Source organism: uncultured Rhodococcus sp. (assembly GCF_963525155.1).
Taxonomy (GTDB): Bacteria; Actinomycetota; Actinomycetes; order Mycobacteriales; family Mycobacteriaceae; genus Rhodococcus_F; species Rhodococcus_F qingshengii.
The window spans coordinates 1-16,376 of record NZ_CAURKP010000026.1 but is presented as its reverse complement, the minus strand read 5'-3'; the positions used below and the strand labels follow the sequence as shown (position 1 = coordinate 16,376).

General features: G+C 61.0%; 18 protein-coding genes. 6 read left to right on the top strand and 12 right to left on the bottom strand.

Features of this window, described 5'->3' with window-relative positions; genetic code table 11:
• Positions 1-59: 59 nt before the first annotated feature.
• Genes RWT78_RS08640 through RWT78_RS08630 form a run of 3 tightly spaced genes read right to left on the bottom strand, consistent with a single transcriptional unit; the run spans position 60 to position 2,871 of the window.
• Entirely contained in the window at positions 60-1,199 is a 1,140-nt protein-coding gene (locus tag RWT78_RS08640; RefSeq protein WP_007731347.1) for an acyl-CoA dehydrogenase family protein, read from the bottom strand.
• Positions 1,200-1,208: 9 nt separating this feature from the next.
• The gene (locus RWT78_RS08635; protein ID WP_314675326.1) at positions 1,209-2,381 is read right to left on the bottom strand and encodes an acyl-CoA dehydrogenase family protein; all 1,173 of its coding nucleotides are present in this window, start codon (positions 2,379-2,381) and stop codon (positions 1,209-1,211) included.
• A 28-nt stretch (positions 2,382-2,409) separates the two neighbouring features.
• The gene (locus tag RWT78_RS08630) at positions 2,410-2,871 is read right to left on the bottom strand and encodes a MaoC family dehydratase (RefSeq protein ID WP_042453553.1); all 462 of its coding nucleotides are present in this window, start codon (positions 2,869-2,871) and stop codon (positions 2,410-2,412) included.
• A gap of 96 nt (positions 2,872-2,967) precedes the next feature.
• Between RWT78_RS08630 and RWT78_RS08625 the strand changes: the two genes are divergently transcribed.
• Entirely contained in the window at positions 2,968-3,606 is a 639-nt protein-coding gene (locus RWT78_RS08625) for a TetR family transcriptional regulator (RefSeq protein ID WP_314675323.1), read from the top strand.
• A 21-nt stretch (positions 3,607-3,627) separates the two neighbouring features.
• Here RWT78_RS08625 and RWT78_RS08620 read toward each other — a convergent pair whose 3' ends face one another.
• Together RWT78_RS08620 and RWT78_RS08615 are read right to left on the bottom strand one after the other, a co-directional pair.
• Positions 3,628-4,074: a MarR family transcriptional regulator gene (locus RWT78_RS08620; RefSeq protein WP_314675321.1), complete on the bottom strand. Its 447-nt coding sequence runs from the start codon at positions 4,072-4,074 to the stop codon at positions 3,628-3,630.
• A gap of 12 nt (positions 4,075-4,086) precedes the next feature.
• Positions 4,087-4,491 (bottom strand): EVE domain-containing protein, encoded by a 405-nt coding sequence (locus RWT78_RS08615; RefSeq protein WP_314675319.1) that lies wholly within the window; start codon positions 4,489-4,491, stop codon positions 4,087-4,089.
• A gap of 145 nt (positions 4,492-4,636) precedes the next feature.
• Here RWT78_RS08615 and RWT78_RS08610 point away from each other — a divergent pair, with 145 nt between their 5' ends.
• Entirely contained in the window at positions 4,637-5,314 is a 678-nt protein-coding gene (locus RWT78_RS08610; RefSeq protein ID WP_314675317.1) for a TetR family transcriptional regulator, read from the top strand.
• A complete protein-coding gene (locus RWT78_RS08605; protein ID WP_314675315.1) occupies positions 5,311-6,231 on the top strand; it encodes a TIGR01777 family oxidoreductase in 921 nt (306 codons plus the stop codon). Before RWT78_RS08610 ends, RWT78_RS08605 begins: the two co-directional genes overlap by 4 nt.
• Here RWT78_RS08605 and RWT78_RS08600 read toward each other — a convergent pair.
• Entirely contained in the window at positions 6,189-7,157 is a 969-nt protein-coding gene (locus tag RWT78_RS08600; RefSeq protein WP_314675314.1) for an NAD(P)/FAD-dependent oxidoreductase, read from the bottom strand. The genes RWT78_RS08605 and RWT78_RS08600 overlap by 43 nt on opposite strands.
• Before the next feature lie 94 nt (positions 7,158-7,251).
• On the opposite strand from RWT78_RS08600, the gene RWT78_RS08595 reads away from it, so the two are divergent.
• The gene (locus RWT78_RS08595) at positions 7,252-7,761 is read left to right on the top strand and encodes a MarR family winged helix-turn-helix transcriptional regulator (RefSeq protein WP_151098213.1); all 510 of its coding nucleotides are present in this window, start codon (positions 7,252-7,254) and stop codon (positions 7,759-7,761) included.
• A 6-nt stretch (positions 7,762-7,767) separates the two neighbouring features.
• On the opposite strand, the gene RWT78_RS08590 is transcribed toward RWT78_RS08595, so the two are convergent.
• The 6 genes from RWT78_RS08590 to prpD form a co-directional block, all read right to left on the bottom strand.
• Positions 7,768-8,241, bottom strand: coding sequence for a MerR family transcriptional regulator (locus tag RWT78_RS08590; protein WP_030538051.1), 474 nt, complete (start codon positions 8,239-8,241; stop codon positions 7,768-7,770).
• Positions 8,242-8,251: 10 nt separating this feature from the next.
• On the bottom strand, positions 8,252-9,112 hold the full coding sequence (locus RWT78_RS08585) for an SDR family NAD(P)-dependent oxidoreductase (protein ID WP_314675311.1): 861 nt from the start codon (positions 9,110-9,112) through the stop codon (positions 8,252-8,254).
• A 60-nt stretch (positions 9,113-9,172) separates the two neighbouring features.
• Positions 9,173-9,955: an enoyl-CoA hydratase gene (locus RWT78_RS08580; protein WP_314675310.1), complete on the bottom strand. Its 783-nt coding sequence runs from the start codon at positions 9,953-9,955 to the stop codon at positions 9,173-9,175.
• 189 nt (positions 9,956-10,144) lie between these two features.
• A complete protein-coding gene (locus RWT78_RS08575) occupies positions 10,145-11,266 on the bottom strand; it encodes a bifunctional 2-methylcitrate synthase/citrate synthase (protein WP_314675308.1) in 1,122 nt (373 codons plus the stop codon).
• Positions 11,263-12,180 carry a methylisocitrate lyase gene (prpB, locus tag RWT78_RS08570; protein WP_042448311.1) on the bottom strand — a complete coding sequence of 306 codons (918 nt, stop codon included), beginning with the start codon at positions 12,178-12,180 and terminating at the stop codon, positions 11,263-11,265. Before prpB ends, RWT78_RS08575 begins: the two co-directional genes overlap by 4 nt.
• Positions 12,180-13,682 (bottom strand): 2-methylcitrate dehydratase PrpD, encoded by a 1,503-nt coding sequence (gene prpD / locus RWT78_RS08565; RefSeq protein ID WP_063315793.1) that lies wholly within the window; start codon positions 13,680-13,682, stop codon positions 12,180-12,182. Before prpD ends, prpB begins: the two co-directional genes overlap by 1 nt.
• A gap of 167 nt (positions 13,683-13,849) precedes the next feature.
• Here prpD and RWT78_RS08560 point away from each other — a divergent pair, with 167 nt between their 5' ends.
• Both RWT78_RS08560 and RWT78_RS08555 read left to right on the top strand, forming a co-directional pair.
• A complete protein-coding gene (locus RWT78_RS08560; RefSeq protein ID WP_314675307.1) occupies positions 13,850-15,271 on the top strand; it encodes a short-chain fatty acyl-CoA regulator family protein in 1,422 nt (473 codons plus the stop codon).
• Positions 15,272-15,338: 67 nt separating this feature from the next.
• Positions 15,339-16,334, top strand: a complete 996-nt coding sequence (locus RWT78_RS08555; RefSeq protein WP_217017827.1) for an endonuclease/exonuclease/phosphatase family protein — start codon at positions 15,339-15,341, stop codon at positions 16,332-16,334.
• Positions 16,335-16,376: the final 42 nt, after the last annotated feature.

The window sequence follows — 16,376 nt, the reverse complement described above, 5'->3', positions numbered from 1 at the left end:
GCACAGACAAGGGAGGCCACGCGACCTGCGCGTGACCTCCCGTTATCTTCACCACCGATCTACTCGGTGACGTTCACCATCGAATAGTTCGAGACGCCGGCGGCCAGCACCCTGAGGTGATCGTCAGATGCGCCCAAAGTGTGTTCGATGGCCACCAGCCGTGAGACGTAGTGCCCGACCGGATACTCGGCTGTCATACCGATACCACCGTGCATCTGAATTGCTTCCTGACCGATCTGATGCGCGGCGCGACCGACAGACAGCTTCGCTCGCGACGCGATGGTCGGATCGATCACTCCGTCGGCGATGGCCATGGTGGCGTACAGACTCATGCTGCTCGCCAGTTCGAGCGCCACGTACATGTCGGCCGCACGATGAGTCAGCGTCTGGAACTTCGCGAGCGGAACACCGAACTGCTTGCGCTGCTTCAGGTATTCCGTCGTCAGTCGCAGAGCTTCGGTCATGATCCCGATCGCCTCGGCGCACAGAGCTGCCTGCGCCCGAACCTCTGCTTCGACGATCGCCTCCGTGACATCGCCGCCCTCACCAAGCTGTTCGGCCGCGGCATCGGTGAACGTGAACTGCGCACCGCGACGGCCGTCGTGAGTTGCGTATTTGCTCCATGAGACACCCGCGCTTTCCGCATCTACCAGAAAGAGCCCGGTGCCCCCGTCTGGAAGTGCGGCGCTGACGATCACGACGTGCGCGCTGTCGCCCTGCAGGACCGGGTTCTTGACGCCGGTGATAGTCCACCCCGATCCCGATCCCGACTGCGACGCCGTGGTCGTGACGGTGGCGACCGGCCAGCGCGTGCCGGGTTCCGTATGCGCGAAGGCCGACAGAGTGGTCCCGTCGCTGAGCGCCGGCAGGAGCCGCGCCCGCTGATCTGCCGAACCGACAGCCGCGATCAAACCGCCGGGGATCAGAACACCACCCAAGTACGGCTCGGGTGCAAGCGCACGGCCCAGTTCGGTCATCACGACCATGGTCTCGACCGGTCCAGCGCCCATTCCGCCGTCAGCCTCCGCGAACGGCAGGCCGAGCAGCCCGAGCTCCGCGAACTGCTTCCACACCGCGGCATTCCATCCCTCGTCAGTAGCCGAGGTGGCGTTGCGCTTCTCCGCGTCGTAGCTGCGGTTGAGCAATTCACGCGTCGTGTCGCGAAGCATCGTCTGCTCGTCGTCGAGTTCGAAATTCATGTCAGATGCTCACAATCCGAGGATCGAGGAGGCAATGATGGAGCGCTGCACCTCACTTGATCCGCTGTAGATGGAAACCTTCCGGTAGTTCAGGTAGCGCGGCGCCGCCTGCTGCGCCCACTCCGGCGAGTCGATCTCGGCCGTGTTCACCGGCAACGAGTCCGGACCCGCAACATCCATCAGCAATTCCGTTGCCGCCTGCTGCAATTCGGAGCCACGGAGCTTGAGCAGCGACGATGCCGGATTCGGCTTTCCGTCTGCCGAACTCGCCACAACTCGCAGTTGAGTCAGATCCAGTGCAAGCAGTTCGTTTTCCAACTCAGCCAACCGAGCCGCGAACAACGGATCCTCGAGGAGTGTGCCTTTTCCGACGCGGACCTCCCGCGCCTTCTCTTTTGCCGTGGCGACAAGGGTTTTGGAGAACCCGACCCGTGTGACCCCCGTGCGTTCGTTGCCGAGCAGGAACTTGGCGTAGTCCCAGCCCATGTTCTCCTCGCCGACAAGATTCTCCGCAGGGACGCGGACGTTGTCGAAGAACACCTCGTTGACCTCGACGCTGCCGTCGATCAGTTTGATGGGGCGAACCGTGATGCCGGGAGTTGCCAGATCGATGAGCAAGAACGAAATTCCTGCCTGCCGCTTCTGGGCACTGGCATCTGTGCGAACCAGACAGAAGATCCACTCGGCGTGCTGAGCGAGAGTAGTCCACGTCTTCTGACCGTTGACAATGTAATCCGCGCCGTCACGGACAGCGGCCGTCTTGAGTGAAGCGAGATCCGAACCGGCTTCTGGTTCCGAAAAACCCTGGCACCACCAGATATCGGCGTTGGCCGTAGCGGGGAGAAATTTCTCCTTCTGCTCCTGCGAACCGAAGGCAGCGATAACGGGCCCAACCATGCTCACGTTGAACGGCAATGGGTTGGGTACCGACGCCAACTGCATTTCCTCGGAATAGATGTGGCGCTGAACCGGAGTCCAGTCCTTGCCACCCCATTCGACCGGCCAGTGTGGAACCGCCAACCCGTGTGCGTTCAGAATCTGTTGACCCGCAACGATGTCCTCACGAGTCAGCTTTCCGAATCCGGCTGCACGTGCTCGAAGTTCGGGCGAGAATTCGGTGGTGAAGAACTTTCGCATCTCCTCGCGGAACGCAACTTCCTCAGTGGTCAGTTCGAGATTCATGTGGAGTCTGCTTTCTTCTTGCAGGATTTCAGAACAAGATTCGTGCGACGGTCTGCGCAACGACGGCAGGTTTGCCCACGCCTTCGATCTCGACGGTGTTGGTGATCTGACTCTGTAGTGAACCGTTCGGCAATTCTTCGATTGCGGAGAGCACTGCGGTATTTCGAACCTTGGCCCCGACTGGCACCGGACTCGGGAATCGAACCTTGTCGGACCCGTAGTTGATGACCATTTTCGCGCCGTCGATGCGATACACGGACTTCGACAGAAGCGGCAGGAGTGAGAGCGTCAGATACCCGTGCGCAATTGGTCCACCGAAAGGTGATTCGCGCCTGGCTCTTTCGTCGTCGACATGAATCCACTGATGGTCACCGGTCGCGTCGGCAAATTGATGGACCATCTCGCGGGTGACCTCGACCCACTCGCTCGAGCCCAGCGTTTCACCGACCGCCCCCAGGAGATCGGACTTGTTCTCGAACACCCGTGTCATCTGATCCTCCACGTCCCCGAACACTGTTAGGTTAATTGGATAATAAACTCACAGTGTAAGGTTGTCCAGTACTTTCAGACGAAAGGGTTCTGGCCGATGGCGCGACCGCGGGTTCCACTACTGAGTAAGCCGATCATCAGGGACACCGCCCTGAAACTGGTGGACGAGCACGGTTTGACCGACTTCTCGATGCGCAAACTCGCCACTGTTCTCGGCGTACAGGCACCGTCGCTGTACAGCCATTACGCCAACAAGGACGAGTTACTCGACGACGTCGCGAACGTCATCATGGAGTCCGTCGACGTGAGCGGCTTCGACTCCGACGATTGGCGCGGCGCGCTGCGTACGTGGGCGCGGTCCTACCACGCTGCCCTGGGCAAGCATCCCAACATCGTTCCCTATCTGGCCTACGGTCCGAGCGTCAGGCCCATCGCCCTCGATCGCGCGAACGCCATCCACGGCGGCCTGGTGCGCGCCGGATGGCCGCAGCGCACGGCAACGCTGATCGGCGCTTCCGTCAAGTACGTGGTCATGGGTGCTGCGACGGCGACGTTCTCCGGCGGATTCGTGGACGATCCTGCGATCTACGCCGAGCGCTACCCGCACCTCACGCGAGCACATCTGTTGCGTGAGCGTGCTGCGGAAATCGACGGTGCCAGTTTCGAACTCGCGCTGGAATCCCTACTGGACGGGCTGGACGTCAAATATGCACTGCTGCAGCGCACTTCAGAGTAATCCCCTGAAAACTGTAGGTCGCTACTTTCGGTCGAGCACGCCGAGCATCGCAACGAAGGCCGCCTGACGATCCCCGAGAGCGGCAAAGAATTCCCGATCCGATGCTTCCACCGCACGGTTTGCCTTGCCGGCCAGGGCCGCACCCGCCTGGGTCACCACCACCGAGCGTGCCCGAGCATCGGTCGGATGTGGACGGCGTTCCACAAACCCCTTGGATTCGAGGGTCCGTACCACCTGCGATGTCATCATCGGGTCGGTGCGCGCGTACTCGGCAAGACCGCGTTGAGTTATCGGCGTCTCTGCATCCAGCCAGGTCAGTGCTGCGAGCAGAACGAACTGCACGTGGGTCAGGTCGAAAGGTCGCAGCGCCGCGCGAATCGAGGCTTGCCAAGCATTGGTGACACGCCACAACATCAGACCGGGACTCTCGTCCGCGTCCTCGAAGTCGGTTTCCAGTTTCTTCGCCACAGCGCCAGTGTGTCAGCTCGTCGTCGAACGCAGAACCTCGACGTCGTTGTCATCCAACGGAATCAAGCCACGCCGGAGTTGATACCCCCAATTCGGTGCCGAGGTCAGCGCCAATCGACTCCGCACATCGCCGAGTGGAACGGGCGTGAACTGCTCGTATCGCACTCGACGCCGAAACGGCTTGAAGCACCCCTCGTCCGCCTGCCAGATCTCACCCTCTTCGATCACACCGAGAGCTGTGAACTCGCGCAACGGATCTCGATCACCAATGGACTCGACCGGCGAATAGTAGACCAGCACGTCACCTGCTTTCATCCGTGCCAATCCGGCTCTCTTTCCGTGCCCGATCTGTGCGATACCGAAATCCACTGCGCGACGCACATGTTCGGCGGACACAACTCCCAACCATGCGTTCATCGCCGACCACCTGGCGAACCGCTCACAATCTCAATCATGGATTTAGTATGCGCGCTTATTATCTTTCACGCAACAGATCCACTCTTGAACGTGTTCAACTGCAGGGCGTACGCTGCACTTGAACATGTTCAAAGAAGGAGTGTCGATGAGTAGTCGCGGGATCGAGACCAGGGAAAAGCTGGTGGAAACAGCATTGCGGCTCTTCCGCGACGAGGGCTTCGCAGCGACGACCATGCGCAAGATCGCAAATGAGGCAGAGGTCTCGCTCGGGAATGCCTACTACTACTTCGCCAGTAAAGACGAACTGGTTCACGAGCTGTATCTCGTCATCCAACGCGATCACCGCGCGCGGGCGCTTCCACTCCTTCGCGAAGGTGGGTCACTGACAGAAAATCTCAGGATTGTCCTGCACACCGGGCTCGATGTCATGGGCCCCTATCACGGCTTCGGCAGCACGTTTCTGCACGTTGCCCTGCCCACCACATCACAGTCCAGCCCGTTCTCGGCCGAGTCGACCGATGCGAGATCGATGGCCGTCGATCTGATGCGTGAAGCACTGGCGGCGTCGAAGCAGCGGACGCCGTCGTCATTGGAGACCCAGCTCCCCACGCTCTTGTGGCTCAGCTATCTGGGCGTGACGCTGCACTGGGTTACCGACTCGTCTCCGGGGCAAGCGCGCACCCGTTCCCTGGTCGACGGCCTGGTACCGATCATCGCGAAAGCGCTCACCCTCGCCCGGCTGCCAGTGGCACGAGGTCTGGTCGGCGATGTCGCCGCCCTGATGACAAAAGTCGTTTCTGCAGAGGGGAACACAAAACCATGAAGACCGTTGTTGTCTGTGGTGCGTCGGGTTACGTGGGCCAACACCTTCTTCGAACGCTCGAATCCAACGGGGTCGACGTTCGGACGATCGGCCGGGGAGGAACGAGCGATGCCACGTGGTCCGACGAGCACGGCGTCGCCGATGTACTCAGCGGCACGGATCTGCTCGTCAACCTCGCCGGCCGCTCCGTGAGCTGCCGCTACAACAAGCGCAATGCCGACGACATCTTCTCCTCCCGAGTGGAAACGACTGCACTGTTGGGTCGTGCGCTGACCCGCACGCCGCAGCCACCCTCACTCTGGGCGAATGCCAGTACCGGCACGATCTACCGAGACGCACGAGATCGACCGATGGACGAGAAGAACGGAGAGCTGGGTAAGGGATTCTCCGTAGCGGTCGCGCGAGCGTGGGAACACGAATTGTTCTCGGCACCAACACCCGTTCGCAAAGTGGCACTTCGGATGTCGATCGTCCTCGGCGCGGGCGGCGGGGCGATCAACCCGTTCGTCAACCTCTCCCGAATGGGCTTCGGCGGCAGGATGGGCGACGGACGACAAATGTTCAGCTGGATTCACATTGCCGATGTCGTTCGCTCGATCATCCACATCTACGAGCATCCGGAGATCTCAGGCCCGGTCAACATCGCATCCCCGTACCCGGTGACCAATGACGAGATGATGCGACAGGTGCGCGCAGCGTTGGGTCGACGGTACGGTTTGCCCACACCCGGCTGGATGCTGGAGTTCGGAGCTCGGGTCATCCGCACCGAGGCCGAGTTGGTGCTCAAGAGCCGCTGGGTAGCGCCAGGAGTGCTCGCGGACAACAACTTCCGCTATCAGTTTCCGACACTGGAGTCGGCGCTGGACCAGATCGCTCAGGAGACCCCGCGAGGGCTGCTTCCGGTTTCACTCGGCTGAAGTTCGGCTGCGATCGCCACCGCTCGCACGATATCCTGCTCGAGCAGATAGTGATTCAGTGCAATCGCAGCCTTTGATCCGGCAGCGGCGGCGGTGATCAACTGCGCCGGCGAATCCGACACATTCCCCGCGGCCCAGGCTCCAGGCACGCTGGTACTCCCCGCAGGATCAGTTACCACCCAACCATTTTCGTCGGCTTCACACCCCAGGTCAGTCAACAGATCGCCTCGCGGAACAAATTGTGGGCCGACAAACACTACGCTTCGCGGAATCACCTGACCGGAGGCCAGTTCGACGCCGTCCAATCGACCATCGCCAACCGAAACCCCGGCCACGTCACCTTCGACAATGCGAATCCCCCTGGCAATCAGCCGCTCCCGTTCGGCTCCGGTCAGCTCGATGCGATTCGGAAAGAAGACGACATCCTCCGACCATTGACGCACCAACGACGCCTGATGAATGGTGAACGGCCTGTTGTGACCACCGAGCACACCGATCGGGGAATCTCGAACCTCGTACCCGTGACAGTAGGGACAATGCAGAACGTCGACGCCCCAGCGATCGTGCAGCCCAGCGATGTTCGGCAGCTCGTCACGTAACCCAGTAGCAACCAGAACAGTCCGTGCCTCCAGCGACGCAGTCGCGTCGGTTTGCACAAGAAATCCACCGTCGTCCGCGCGCTCGATTCGGATTGCGGTGCCAGTCGTCATTTCGCCGCCGTAATAGAGAACCTCCTTGCGGCCGGCCGCAAGTAATTGCGTAGGACTCTCACCATCACGCGTCAGGTACCCGTGCAGGTGCTCGGAGACACCATTGCGCGGGTTACCTGCATCGACGATCATCACTCGCCGCCGAGCCCGAGCCAGAACAAGCGCGGCACTCAACCCCGCCGCACCGCCACCGACAATCACCACGTCGAACCTCATGTGCTCCCCCAGTCCGCAGATCGTCCCACCCGAGACGGTGGGCTATTCTGGCAATCTAGCAAATTTGTTTACCGGTTAACAAAGTTGAGGAATCGTGAACGAACCAACACTCCGCTCCCGTACCTGCAACCTCTGGGCCGAAAACAATCCCGACCTCGACACCTCGCCCATGGAAGTAGTCGCGCAACTCAAACGGATTACGGCGCTTCTCGAACTAGCAGTCGAACCGGTATACCAAACCGCGGATCTCACCGTGTCGGAAGTGGAACTGCTTGTGCCACTGCGATACGCCGAGGAACCGGTCACCGCGATTCGTCTCGCCGAACGCCTCGGTATGTCTCGGGCCGGGGTCGGCAAGGCACTCGCGCGACTCGAGAAGCGAGGACTCGTCTCCCGCACAAGCAATCCCGAAGACAGGCGATCTGCACTGATCACGATGACGGTCCAGGGAAACGCTGTCGTCGACGACGTCTTTCCTCGCGAACTCGCCGCTCACGGTGAATTGTTCACCCAACTCGGCCGGGACCGGGGGAAGGTCCTTGCCGCACTCGAGCGACTGGCAGTATCCATGGAAAGCGGGCTGAATCGAATGCCGGGCAAGTAATCGGGGTTACTCCTGCTCTCCGGTCCGCCCGCCGTACGTCGCAATCTTGTACTCCGTCGCAGCCAAAGACAACGTGAGCTCCTTGATCTGCCGACGAACGGTGTCCCGGTGCTCGAGCAGCATGTCGAGCCTCTCCGGAACTGTCCCTTCACCGGCGTCGACCAGTTCGACGTAGTGCTGCAGGTCGCGAATCGCCATACCTGAAATACGCATGCGGGTCAGAAACACCAGCCTGCGAACAGATTCCGGACCGTACACACGATGTCCGCTCGAGTCACGATCGACCTCGACCAGACCGATCTTCTCGTAGTAGCGCAGCGTATGTGCCGAGACATCCAGCAGGTCCGAGACTTCGGCGATCGACATCGGCTCCTGAACGTCTCCTGCATCGACGAGTCGGTGAATCACCTCGATCGACATGGGCCCGTCCACTTCCCCAAGTGCCTCGAGTGCCTTACGCATCAAGTCTTCGGTAGCCATGCTTCTCAGCCTAGAACGGACGGACGGGTCCGGCAGCATCCGCGAAGTCTGCACTGCGAGCCAGGTCGGCCCAGACGCATACCTCGGCGAGATTCTTCCGATACGACGCGGAGACACGCTCCACGGCTTCCTTTCCGAGTGGCAGACGAAGTGGCACTTTCTCGCTGTGCACAAGCGAGGTGATGATCTCTGCCGCCTTCTCCGGATCACCCTCCTGAACACCGTCTGCGGCCGCCATGTCCCGCAGAACGGGATCCAGCAAATCACGGTATTCCGATGATGATTCGGCGAAGCTCAGAACGCCAGGCGTGTTGAATGCTGTACGGAATCGGCTGGGCTCGACGATCATCACCCGAACGCCGAACTGCGCGACCTCACCGGCGAGAGCCTCCGACCAACCCTCGAGAGCGAACTTCGACGCCGAGTACGCCCCGACACCGGGAAACGACATACGGCCGCCTTGACTGCTCATCTGCACGATCGTCCCGCTGCCCTGCACTCGCATCGACGGGAGGACGGCGCGCACCAACGCGGCGGGTCCGATCAGGTGCAGTTCCATGAGATCCCGCAAGGTCGAATCGTCCACCATCTCCGCCGCGCCGACCATCCCACGACCGGCATTGTTGACCAGCACGTCGATGCGACCGAAACGCTCGAGCGCATATTCGACGACGCTGGGTGCCGCCGCGGTGTCGCGGACGTCGAACGTCACCGCCGAGAACCGGTCCGGATGCTCCGACGCGATATCTGCAACGGACTCGGGACGACGAACTGCAGCGACTACCGCGTCCCCCGATCGAAGTGCAGACAGTGCGAGTTCACGGCCGAAACCCTGAGAAACTCCAGTGATGATCCAGGTCTTTGTTGTCATGGTCGGCAACGCTAGGGGTTAGAGCGCGCTCCAACGCAAGCCTGTGGTTCTACCGCCGAACTACACGCCGGCCCACACCGGTCGTTCCCCGCGAAGGAAACCGTCGACGCCGGCTTTGAAGTCGTCACTGCTGTAGATCATGCTCATCAGATCATCGTTGTCGGCAATCACTCGGGTTCTGATGCGTCGCAGGGACTCGCGAATAGTCCAGACGGTCATCGGGGCGGCGGCAAGTAGATCGCGAGATGCCTGGGCAGTCAGGGTCGCGAACTCGGACTCTGTTGCACAGTCGCTGAGGAAGCCGCTCCGCAGAGCCTCGCCACTCGACATCACCCCAGCCCGAGCGATCAACGACATCAGACGCGAACTGCCGATCCTGTCCGCCAGCAACGCCACGGAATGGATCGACAACGAGTTTCCGAGTGTGCGCGCGATCGGTAGGCAGAAGCGTGACCCCTGCGTCGCGATCCGCACATCGCACGCTGCCGACAGCAACAGCCCTGCTCCCGCGCACACACCGTCGATGACCGCGAGGGTGGGAACCCTCACTTTCTCGAGTTCGGTCAGTACGCCGACGAACCGGCTTTCGTAGTCGAGCCCGTCCTGAAAGCTCGAGAAGGTTTGAAAGTGGCCAATGTCGGAGCCCGCCGAGAACGCCTCTCCCCCAGCACCTCGGAGAGTGAGTAACCGAATCTCGCGGTCGGAGTCGGCGCGCCGGCAGGCTCCGGCAATGGCGTCGTACATCTGCGGGGTCAATGCGTTGCGCTTTTCCGGCCGGTTGAACACGACGTCGAGGGTCTCGCCACGACGGATGATCAAGATTTCTTCGTGCGTTTCAGTCATGACACTCACGTTATTTCCGGTGGAGAAAAGTCGAAACACATTGCACTTGAATATCTTTGCGAATTCTCGATGCAAAGTTGCAGATAGTGCGAACGGAGAAGCGTCGACGAGGCCAGGAGACGGTGATGCCAGAACCGAACCTCGCCGACGCAGTATCAAAGGGGTGTCATGCCACGACAGCAAAAAGTGTCATGCCACGACTGTGCGCTGTGGCACGCCCGAATACTGGCTCAGCGGCCTGATCAGTGCATTCGACTGCCCCTGCTCGATGATGTGCGCCGTCCATCCGGTGATGCGGCTCATCACGAAGATCGGCGTGAACATCTCGACGTCGAAGCCCATGAGGAAATATGCAGGGCCCGTGGGGAAATCGAGATTCGGCTTGATTCCGGTGGCACTGACCATGGTCTTCTCGAGGATCTCGTACATCTGCACCCACTTCTCGCCGTCGGTCGCTGCCGCGACGTCGAGGAGGGCCTGCTTCATGGTCGGAACACGCGAATCACCGTTCTTGTAGACGCGGTGCCCGAAGCCCATGACCTTCTCCTTGGCAGCCAACTTCTCCGACATCCAGGCTTCGGCGCGGTCGAGGTCGTCGATCTCGAGCATGTCGTGCATGACAGCTTCGTTTGCACCGCCGTGCAACGGGCCCTTGAGCGTGCCGATAGCAGCGGTCACTGCGCTGTAGATGTCCGAAAGTGTGGACGTCACAACACGAGCGGCGAACGTCGAGGCGTTGAAGGAGTGCTCCGCGTACAGGATCAGCGAGACCTCGAAGGCCTTCACGATCGCCGGCTCCGGAACAGCACCGAAACACATGTTCAAGAAGTTTTCGGCGAAACCCAGGTCCGACTGCGGCGCGATGGGATCCTGACCGCGCCGGCGGCGGAAATCGGCTGCGACGATGGTCGGCAGCACAGCCGTCATCCGCAGCGCCTTGGCCAGATTGGCCTTCTCCGAGTTGTCGTCCTCCGCCGGATCCTCGGCGCCGAGGTAGCTGATCGCCGTGCGGACAACATCCATGGGGTGGCAGTTGTCCGGCATCTTGGTCAGGAGTGAGAGCAGTGAGCGGTCGGCACGACGGGCCGCACGCTCACGCAGGCAGAGTAATTCGAGCTGCTCGGGAGTCGGCAGTTCGCCGTACCAGAGCAGGTGCGCAACTTCTTCGAAGCTGCAGTTCGCGGCAAGGTCCTGCACTGCGTAACCGCGATACGTCAACGAATTCGTCTCGGGCACTACCTTGGAGATAGCCGTCGTATCGACGACAACTCCGGCCAAGCCCTTGTAGATCGTCGGAATCTGTTCGGTCATGTCCTACTCCCCTCCAAGCTGAAATTGAAAATGCCACTGTCGAATTCGTTGTAGCGCTCGTACTCGAGAATCTCGTACAACCTGCTGCGATGCTGCATTTCGCCGAGCAGTCCTTCTTGCGTGCCCTCCGCAAAAATCTCGCGCAGACCCTTTTCGATAGCGAACATCGCCAGCCGAAGGGTGGTCACGGGGTAGATGACGGCGTTGAAACCGATCTCTTCCAATGTCTTCGCCGAAATGAGGTTCGACTTCCCGAACTCGGTCATGTTGGCGAGGAGCGGAGTGTCGACTGCTGCGCGGAACTTCTCGAAGTCTGCTTCGGTGGCAAGAGCTTCGGTGAAGATCAAATCAGCACCGGCATCCACATAGGCCTTTGCTCGCTCGATCGCCGCGTCGATACCGTCGATTCCGGCAGCATCGGTGCGCGCGCAGATGACGAAGTTCGGGTCACGACGCGCCGACACTGCAGCACGAACACGGCGAACCATGTCTTCGGTGGGCACAATTGCTTTGCCGTCGAGGTGCCCGCAGCGCTTCGGGTTGATCTGGTCCTCGAGGTGCAGACCGGCTATTCCGTCGTCCTCGAAGATCGTGACCGTGCGGGCCGCGCTCATAGGTTCACCGAAACCGGTGTCGGCGTCGACGAGCGTCGGGAGGTCCGTGACGCGCGCGATCTGCTTGCTGTGGCCGGCGACCTCGGTCAAGGTGGTCAGTCCGATGTCGGGAAGCGCCAATCCGGCGGAGTACGCACCACCTGAAACGTAGACACCCTCGAACCCGATTTCCTGAATCAGTCTGGCTGTCAGCGGATTGATCGCACCCGGGAGTCGTTGAATCTTTCCGGACGTCAGCCCCGCCCGGAAGGCAATCCGCTTGTCGGCTGCAGACGTCGCTGCTGCGATGAGGCCCGACATCAGAAAAGTCCCTTGGCGACCTTGGGAGCCCGAGCGAGAACGTCTTCGGAAACGGTGAAGGTCAGCTGATCGAGTTCGCCTGCCTTCAATTCGGCGGTGCGCTGAGCCGCATCGAGGAAGCGGTCCTGTTCGCTCGGCTCGATGACGCCCTCGGCGAGGGTGCGGAATTTCGCGACGTACTGATCGCGAGCGAACGGACGTGCGCCGAGCGGGTGCGCATCGGCCACCGCAAGCTCGTCGACGATGACTTCGCCGCTCTTCAAGGTGATCTCGGCGCGAGCACCGAAAGCCTTCTCGTCCGGATCCGTCGAGTGGTAACGGCGTGTCCATTCGGGATCTTCGCGCGTGGAGATCTTGTTCCACAACTCGATCGTGTCCGCGCGCTGTGCACGCTCGGACGCGTAGGAATGTTCGTGGTGCCACGTACCGTCCTGTAGCGCAACGGCAAAGATGTACATCACCGAGTGGTCGAGGGTTTCACGCGAGGCGGTCGGGTCGAACTTCTGCGGATCGCCGGAACCGGTGCCGATGACGACGTGGGTGTGGTGACTGGTATGCAGGACGATCGACGCGATCTGGTCGAGATCACCGACACGAGAACGCATTCGGCGAGCGAGGTCGATCGGCGCCTGGCTCTGGTACTCCGCGGAGTGTTCTTTGGTGTACGAGTCGAGGATGGCGCGCTTCGCCTCACCCGAACCGGGCAGCGGAACGTGGTACTCCTTGTCCGGGCCACCGAGTAACCAGGCGATGACGCCGTCTTCGCCTTCCCAGATCGGTGACGGTGCGCCCTCACCGCGCATCGCGCGGTCGACCGCCTCTACGGCAACCTTGCCTGCCAGCGCAGGCGCGTACGCCTTCCAACTGGAGATCTCGCCCTTGCGGGACTGACGTGTCGCCGTCGTGAGGTGCAGCGCCTGGCCGATTGCCTGGTAGACCGTCTCGGTGCCCAGGCCCAGCAAAGTTCCGATACCTGCCGCAGCCGAGGGGCCGAGGTGTGCGACGTGGTCGATCTTGTGCTCGTGCAGGCAGATAGCCCGAACCAGGTCGATCTGGATCTCGTAGCCGGTCGCCAGACCACGAATCAGGTCTCGACCGTCACGGCTGGTGTGCTGAGCGACGGCGAGGATCGGCGGGATGTTGTCTCCGGGGTGCGAGTACTCGGCGGCGAGGAACGTGTCGTGGAAATCGAGTTCACGAACCGCGACACCGTTGGCCCAGGCGGCCCATTCAGGCGAGAACGTACCGGGGATACCGAACACGGTGGAGCCCGGCGTATACGGATGCGAGTGTGCTTGCGCCCGCGCATTCACCACGGGACGGCGTACCAGGGAAGCTGCGGCAACTGCCGCGTTGTCGATGATCCGGTTGACGATCATGTCGGATGTGGCGTCGGTGACGTCGACGGAATCCGTCGCAACTTCCGCGATCTTCCACGCGAGGTGGTCTTCCTTGGGGAACTCTTCGGCAGAGCGGTGAGTGCGTACGAGATGCGTCTTCATCGGTCCTCTTCTCACGTTCTTCGGTATCTATTTGCACGCTACGCAGCTCATTCACCTCGGGATAGGCCCTCGCAATTGCCTATTTGTGCAATGACAATGCTGCAATCTTGCGAATGTTGCGAATAGCTTCTCGGTAGGGTGAACGCGATCGGCACCGAGGAGATTCGATGAAGAAGATGTACGCGGGAGCGCGGCTGCGACGGCTGCGGGAGGAACGAAACCTGTCACAGTCCGCACTGGCGAAGGCACTCGAACTCTCCCCCAGCTATGTCAATCAACTGGAGAACGATCAACGACCGCTGACGGTGCCCGTCCTTCTCAAGCTCAACGCCGAGTTCGATCTCGACGTGCAATTCTTCGCCTCCGATTCCGACGCACGCCTGGTTGCGGACGTTCATCACGCCTTGGCCGAAACTTCGGAATCTGGAGACGTATCTCTGGCCGAGGTGGACGAATTGGTGGCCCGCATGCCGGCGGTCGGACGCACCCTCGTGATGTTGCACCGCCGCCTTCACGCCGCGACAGAGCAGTTGGACCAGTTCTCGACGCAGTTGTCCGGCGAACCAGCGTCCGATGTGTCACTCGTACCGATGCCCTACGAGGAAGTTCGGGACTTCTTCTACGACCGAAAGAATCACATCGCCGTTCTGGACGACGCTGCCGAGCAGATGTTTCTGGACAACGGATTGTCCGCGGGCGCAGTGGATTTGCAACTGGCACGACTACTTCGCGATCAGCACGGCGTCACCGTGACGATCCGTACCGACGAACCCGACAAGCTCGGGCCCAAGCGTTACTACGATCCGAACAAGTCGGTCCTCACACTCGCCCGTCGTCTGTCGGCAGGACAACGCGCGTTCCAGATCGCAATGCAGTTGGCCTTCTTCACGCAGGCCGACGTGATCGATTCCCTTGTCGCCGAGGATGAATCATTGAGTGCTGAGTCCGCAGCGCTGGCTCGCGTCGGACTCGCACACTACTTTGCCGGCGCACTGCTACTCCCGTACACCCAATTCCTGCAATCCGCTGAGGCCTTGCGGTACGACATCGACCTGCTCAGCCTCAAGTTCGAGGTCGGCTTCGAGACAGTCTGCCACCGGTTGTCCACTCTCCAACGACACGGCCAACGCGGCATCCCTTTCTTCTTCGTCCGAACCGATCGCGCCGGAAACATCTCGAAGCGTCAGTCTGCTACCGCCTTTCACTTCTCCAGAGTCGGAGGCAGCTGCCCGCTGTGGGTCATCCACGAGGCATTCGCGAGCCCAGGTCGCATCCTCACTCAGGTCGCGAAGATGCCCGACGGCCGGACATACCTCTGGGTGGCGCGCACTACCCACAGCGGCGGACTCGGGTACCTCGCACCCGAGCGCAACTTCGCCGTCGGACTCGGTTGCGACATCGGCTACGCCGATCGCATGGTCTACTCACACGGAATTCAGACGGACGACCCCGCGACCATCGTGCCGATCGGCGCGGGGTGCAAAGTCTGTGACAGGCCAGCGTGCTCTCAACGCGCCTTCCCCCAACTCGGCCGCTCGATCTCCGTCAGTGAGAACAGCAGCAGCCACCTTCCGTATCCGCAACAATAGGGCGCAAACAATAGGGCGCACCGACTCCACCTGCAGTTTCCCGGAGCTATGACGCTCTTCTGCTTCCATGGACGTCATGCAACCCGATGCCGTGACCCCTCGTCGACTGGTTCTTCGCCGCCTTTCGGCCGTGGCCGGTGTGGCCGGCATCGTGACTGGTTTGGTTGCCTTGATCGCAACTCAGTTGGACGTCGATCACAACATCGTGATCGTTCTGGCGTCAGTGGCGCCCTTGTTGATGATTGCTCCGCTGATCGGTGCCGTCGTCTCGGGTATCGGGCGTCAGTGGATCGTGTGCGCCGCCTCGATCCTCGTCCTTGGGTTGTTCGGATGGTCTGTGAGCCCGCTGTACATCGGCGGAACTGGGGAGTCGACGTCTGCGAACGGTCCATCGATTCGAATCATGCAGGCCAACTTGATGGTCGGTGCAGCGGATCCGGAGTCGCTTGTGGCGATGGTCCGCGAACGCGAGGTCGACGTGGTGACGGTCCAGGAGTTGACGTACCAGGAAGCCGACGCGCTCAAAGCCGCCGGGCTTGACGAGGTTCTGAGCCACCAATTCCTCGTCCCGTACACCGACGGTGGTGGCGGGGCAGGAATCTACAGTCGCTTTCCACTCTCCAATCCGCTTAGCCTCGACGGATTCTCACCCGAAACGCTGTCCGCAGAACTGAATGTCGGCTTGGCGCAGCCAGTCACATTGTTCGCCGTGCATCCGGCACCGGCGTACATCTCACCGCCTTCGGTGTGGGCGGACGAGCAGCGAAGGCTTGGGTCTTACATGGACAAAGTCGCCGGACGGGACAACGTGATAGTGAGCGGCGACTTCAACGCGTCGTACTCGAACAAACAGTTCCGGAATCTTCTCACGAACGGATACACCAGCGCCGCCGACCAATTGGGTTCCGGCCTGATCCCGACCTATCCGACCGACAAGCGGTATCCGGCGGTGGTCGGTATCGACCACATCATCACGAAAGGCGCCGTGGCGACATCCTTGGAACGGATCGAGATCGAGGGATCCGATCACCACGGCCTGATTGCCGACATCACGTTGTCTTGAGTAAATACTGGATTGAGCAAGCACCGGGGCATGGTTGTGCCC

Excerpts from the sequence above, each read along its gene's own strand:
- RWT78_RS08640 (WP_007731347.1), bottom strand. The coding sequence starts at position 1,199 with ATGAATTTCGAACTCGACGACGAGCAGACGATGCTTCGCGACACGACG.
- RWT78_RS08635 (WP_314675326.1), bottom strand. The coding sequence starts at position 2,381 with ATGAATCTCGAACTGACCACTGAGGAAGTTGCGTTCCGCGAGGAGATG.
- RWT78_RS08630 (WP_042453553.1), bottom strand. The coding sequence starts at position 2,871 with ATGACACGGGTGTTCGAGAACAAGTCCGATCTCCTGGGGGCGGTCGGT.
- RWT78_RS08625 (WP_314675323.1), top strand. The coding sequence starts at position 2,968 with ATGGCGCGACCGCGGGTTCCACTACTGAGTAAGCCGATCATCAGGGAC.
- RWT78_RS08615 (WP_314675319.1), bottom strand. The coding sequence starts at position 4,491 with ATGAACGCATGGTTGGGAGTTGTGTCCGCCGAACATGTGCGTCGCGCA.
- RWT78_RS08610 (WP_314675317.1), top strand. The coding sequence starts at position 4,637 with ATGAGTAGTCGCGGGATCGAGACCAGGGAAAAGCTGGTGGAAACAGCA.
- RWT78_RS08605 (WP_314675315.1), top strand. The coding sequence starts at position 5,311 with ATGAAGACCGTTGTTGTCTGTGGTGCGTCGGGTTACGTGGGCCAACAC.
- RWT78_RS08600 (WP_314675314.1), bottom strand. The coding sequence starts at position 7,157 with ATGAGGTTCGACGTGGTGATTGTCGGTGGCGGTGCGGCGGGGTTGAGT.
- RWT78_RS08590 (WP_030538051.1), bottom strand. The coding sequence starts at position 8,241 with ATGGCTACCGAAGACTTGATGCGTAAGGCACTCGAGGCACTTGGGGAA.
- RWT78_RS08585 (WP_314675311.1), bottom strand. The coding sequence starts at position 9,112 with ATGACAACAAAGACCTGGATCATCACTGGAGTTTCTCAGGGTTTCGGC.
- RWT78_RS08580 (WP_314675310.1), bottom strand. The coding sequence starts at position 9,955 with ATGACTGAAACGCACGAAGAAATCTTGATCATCCGTCGTGGCGAGACC.
- RWT78_RS08575 (WP_314675308.1), bottom strand. The coding sequence starts at position 11,266 with ATGACCGAACAGATTCCGACGATCTACAAGGGCTTGGCCGGAGTTGTC.
- prpB (WP_042448311.1), bottom strand. The coding sequence starts at position 12,180 with ATGTCGGGCCTCATCGCAGCAGCGACGTCTGCAGCCGACAAGCGGATT.
- prpD (WP_063315793.1), bottom strand. The coding sequence starts at position 13,682 with ATGAAGACGCATCTCGTACGCACTCACCGCTCTGCCGAAGAGTTCCCC.
- RWT78_RS08560 (WP_314675307.1), top strand. The coding sequence starts at position 13,850 with ATGAAGAAGATGTACGCGGGAGCGCGGCTGCGACGGCTGCGGGAGGAA.
- RWT78_RS08555 (WP_217017827.1), top strand. The coding sequence starts at position 15,339 with ATGGACGTCATGCAACCCGATGCCGTGACCCCTCGTCGACTGGTTCTT.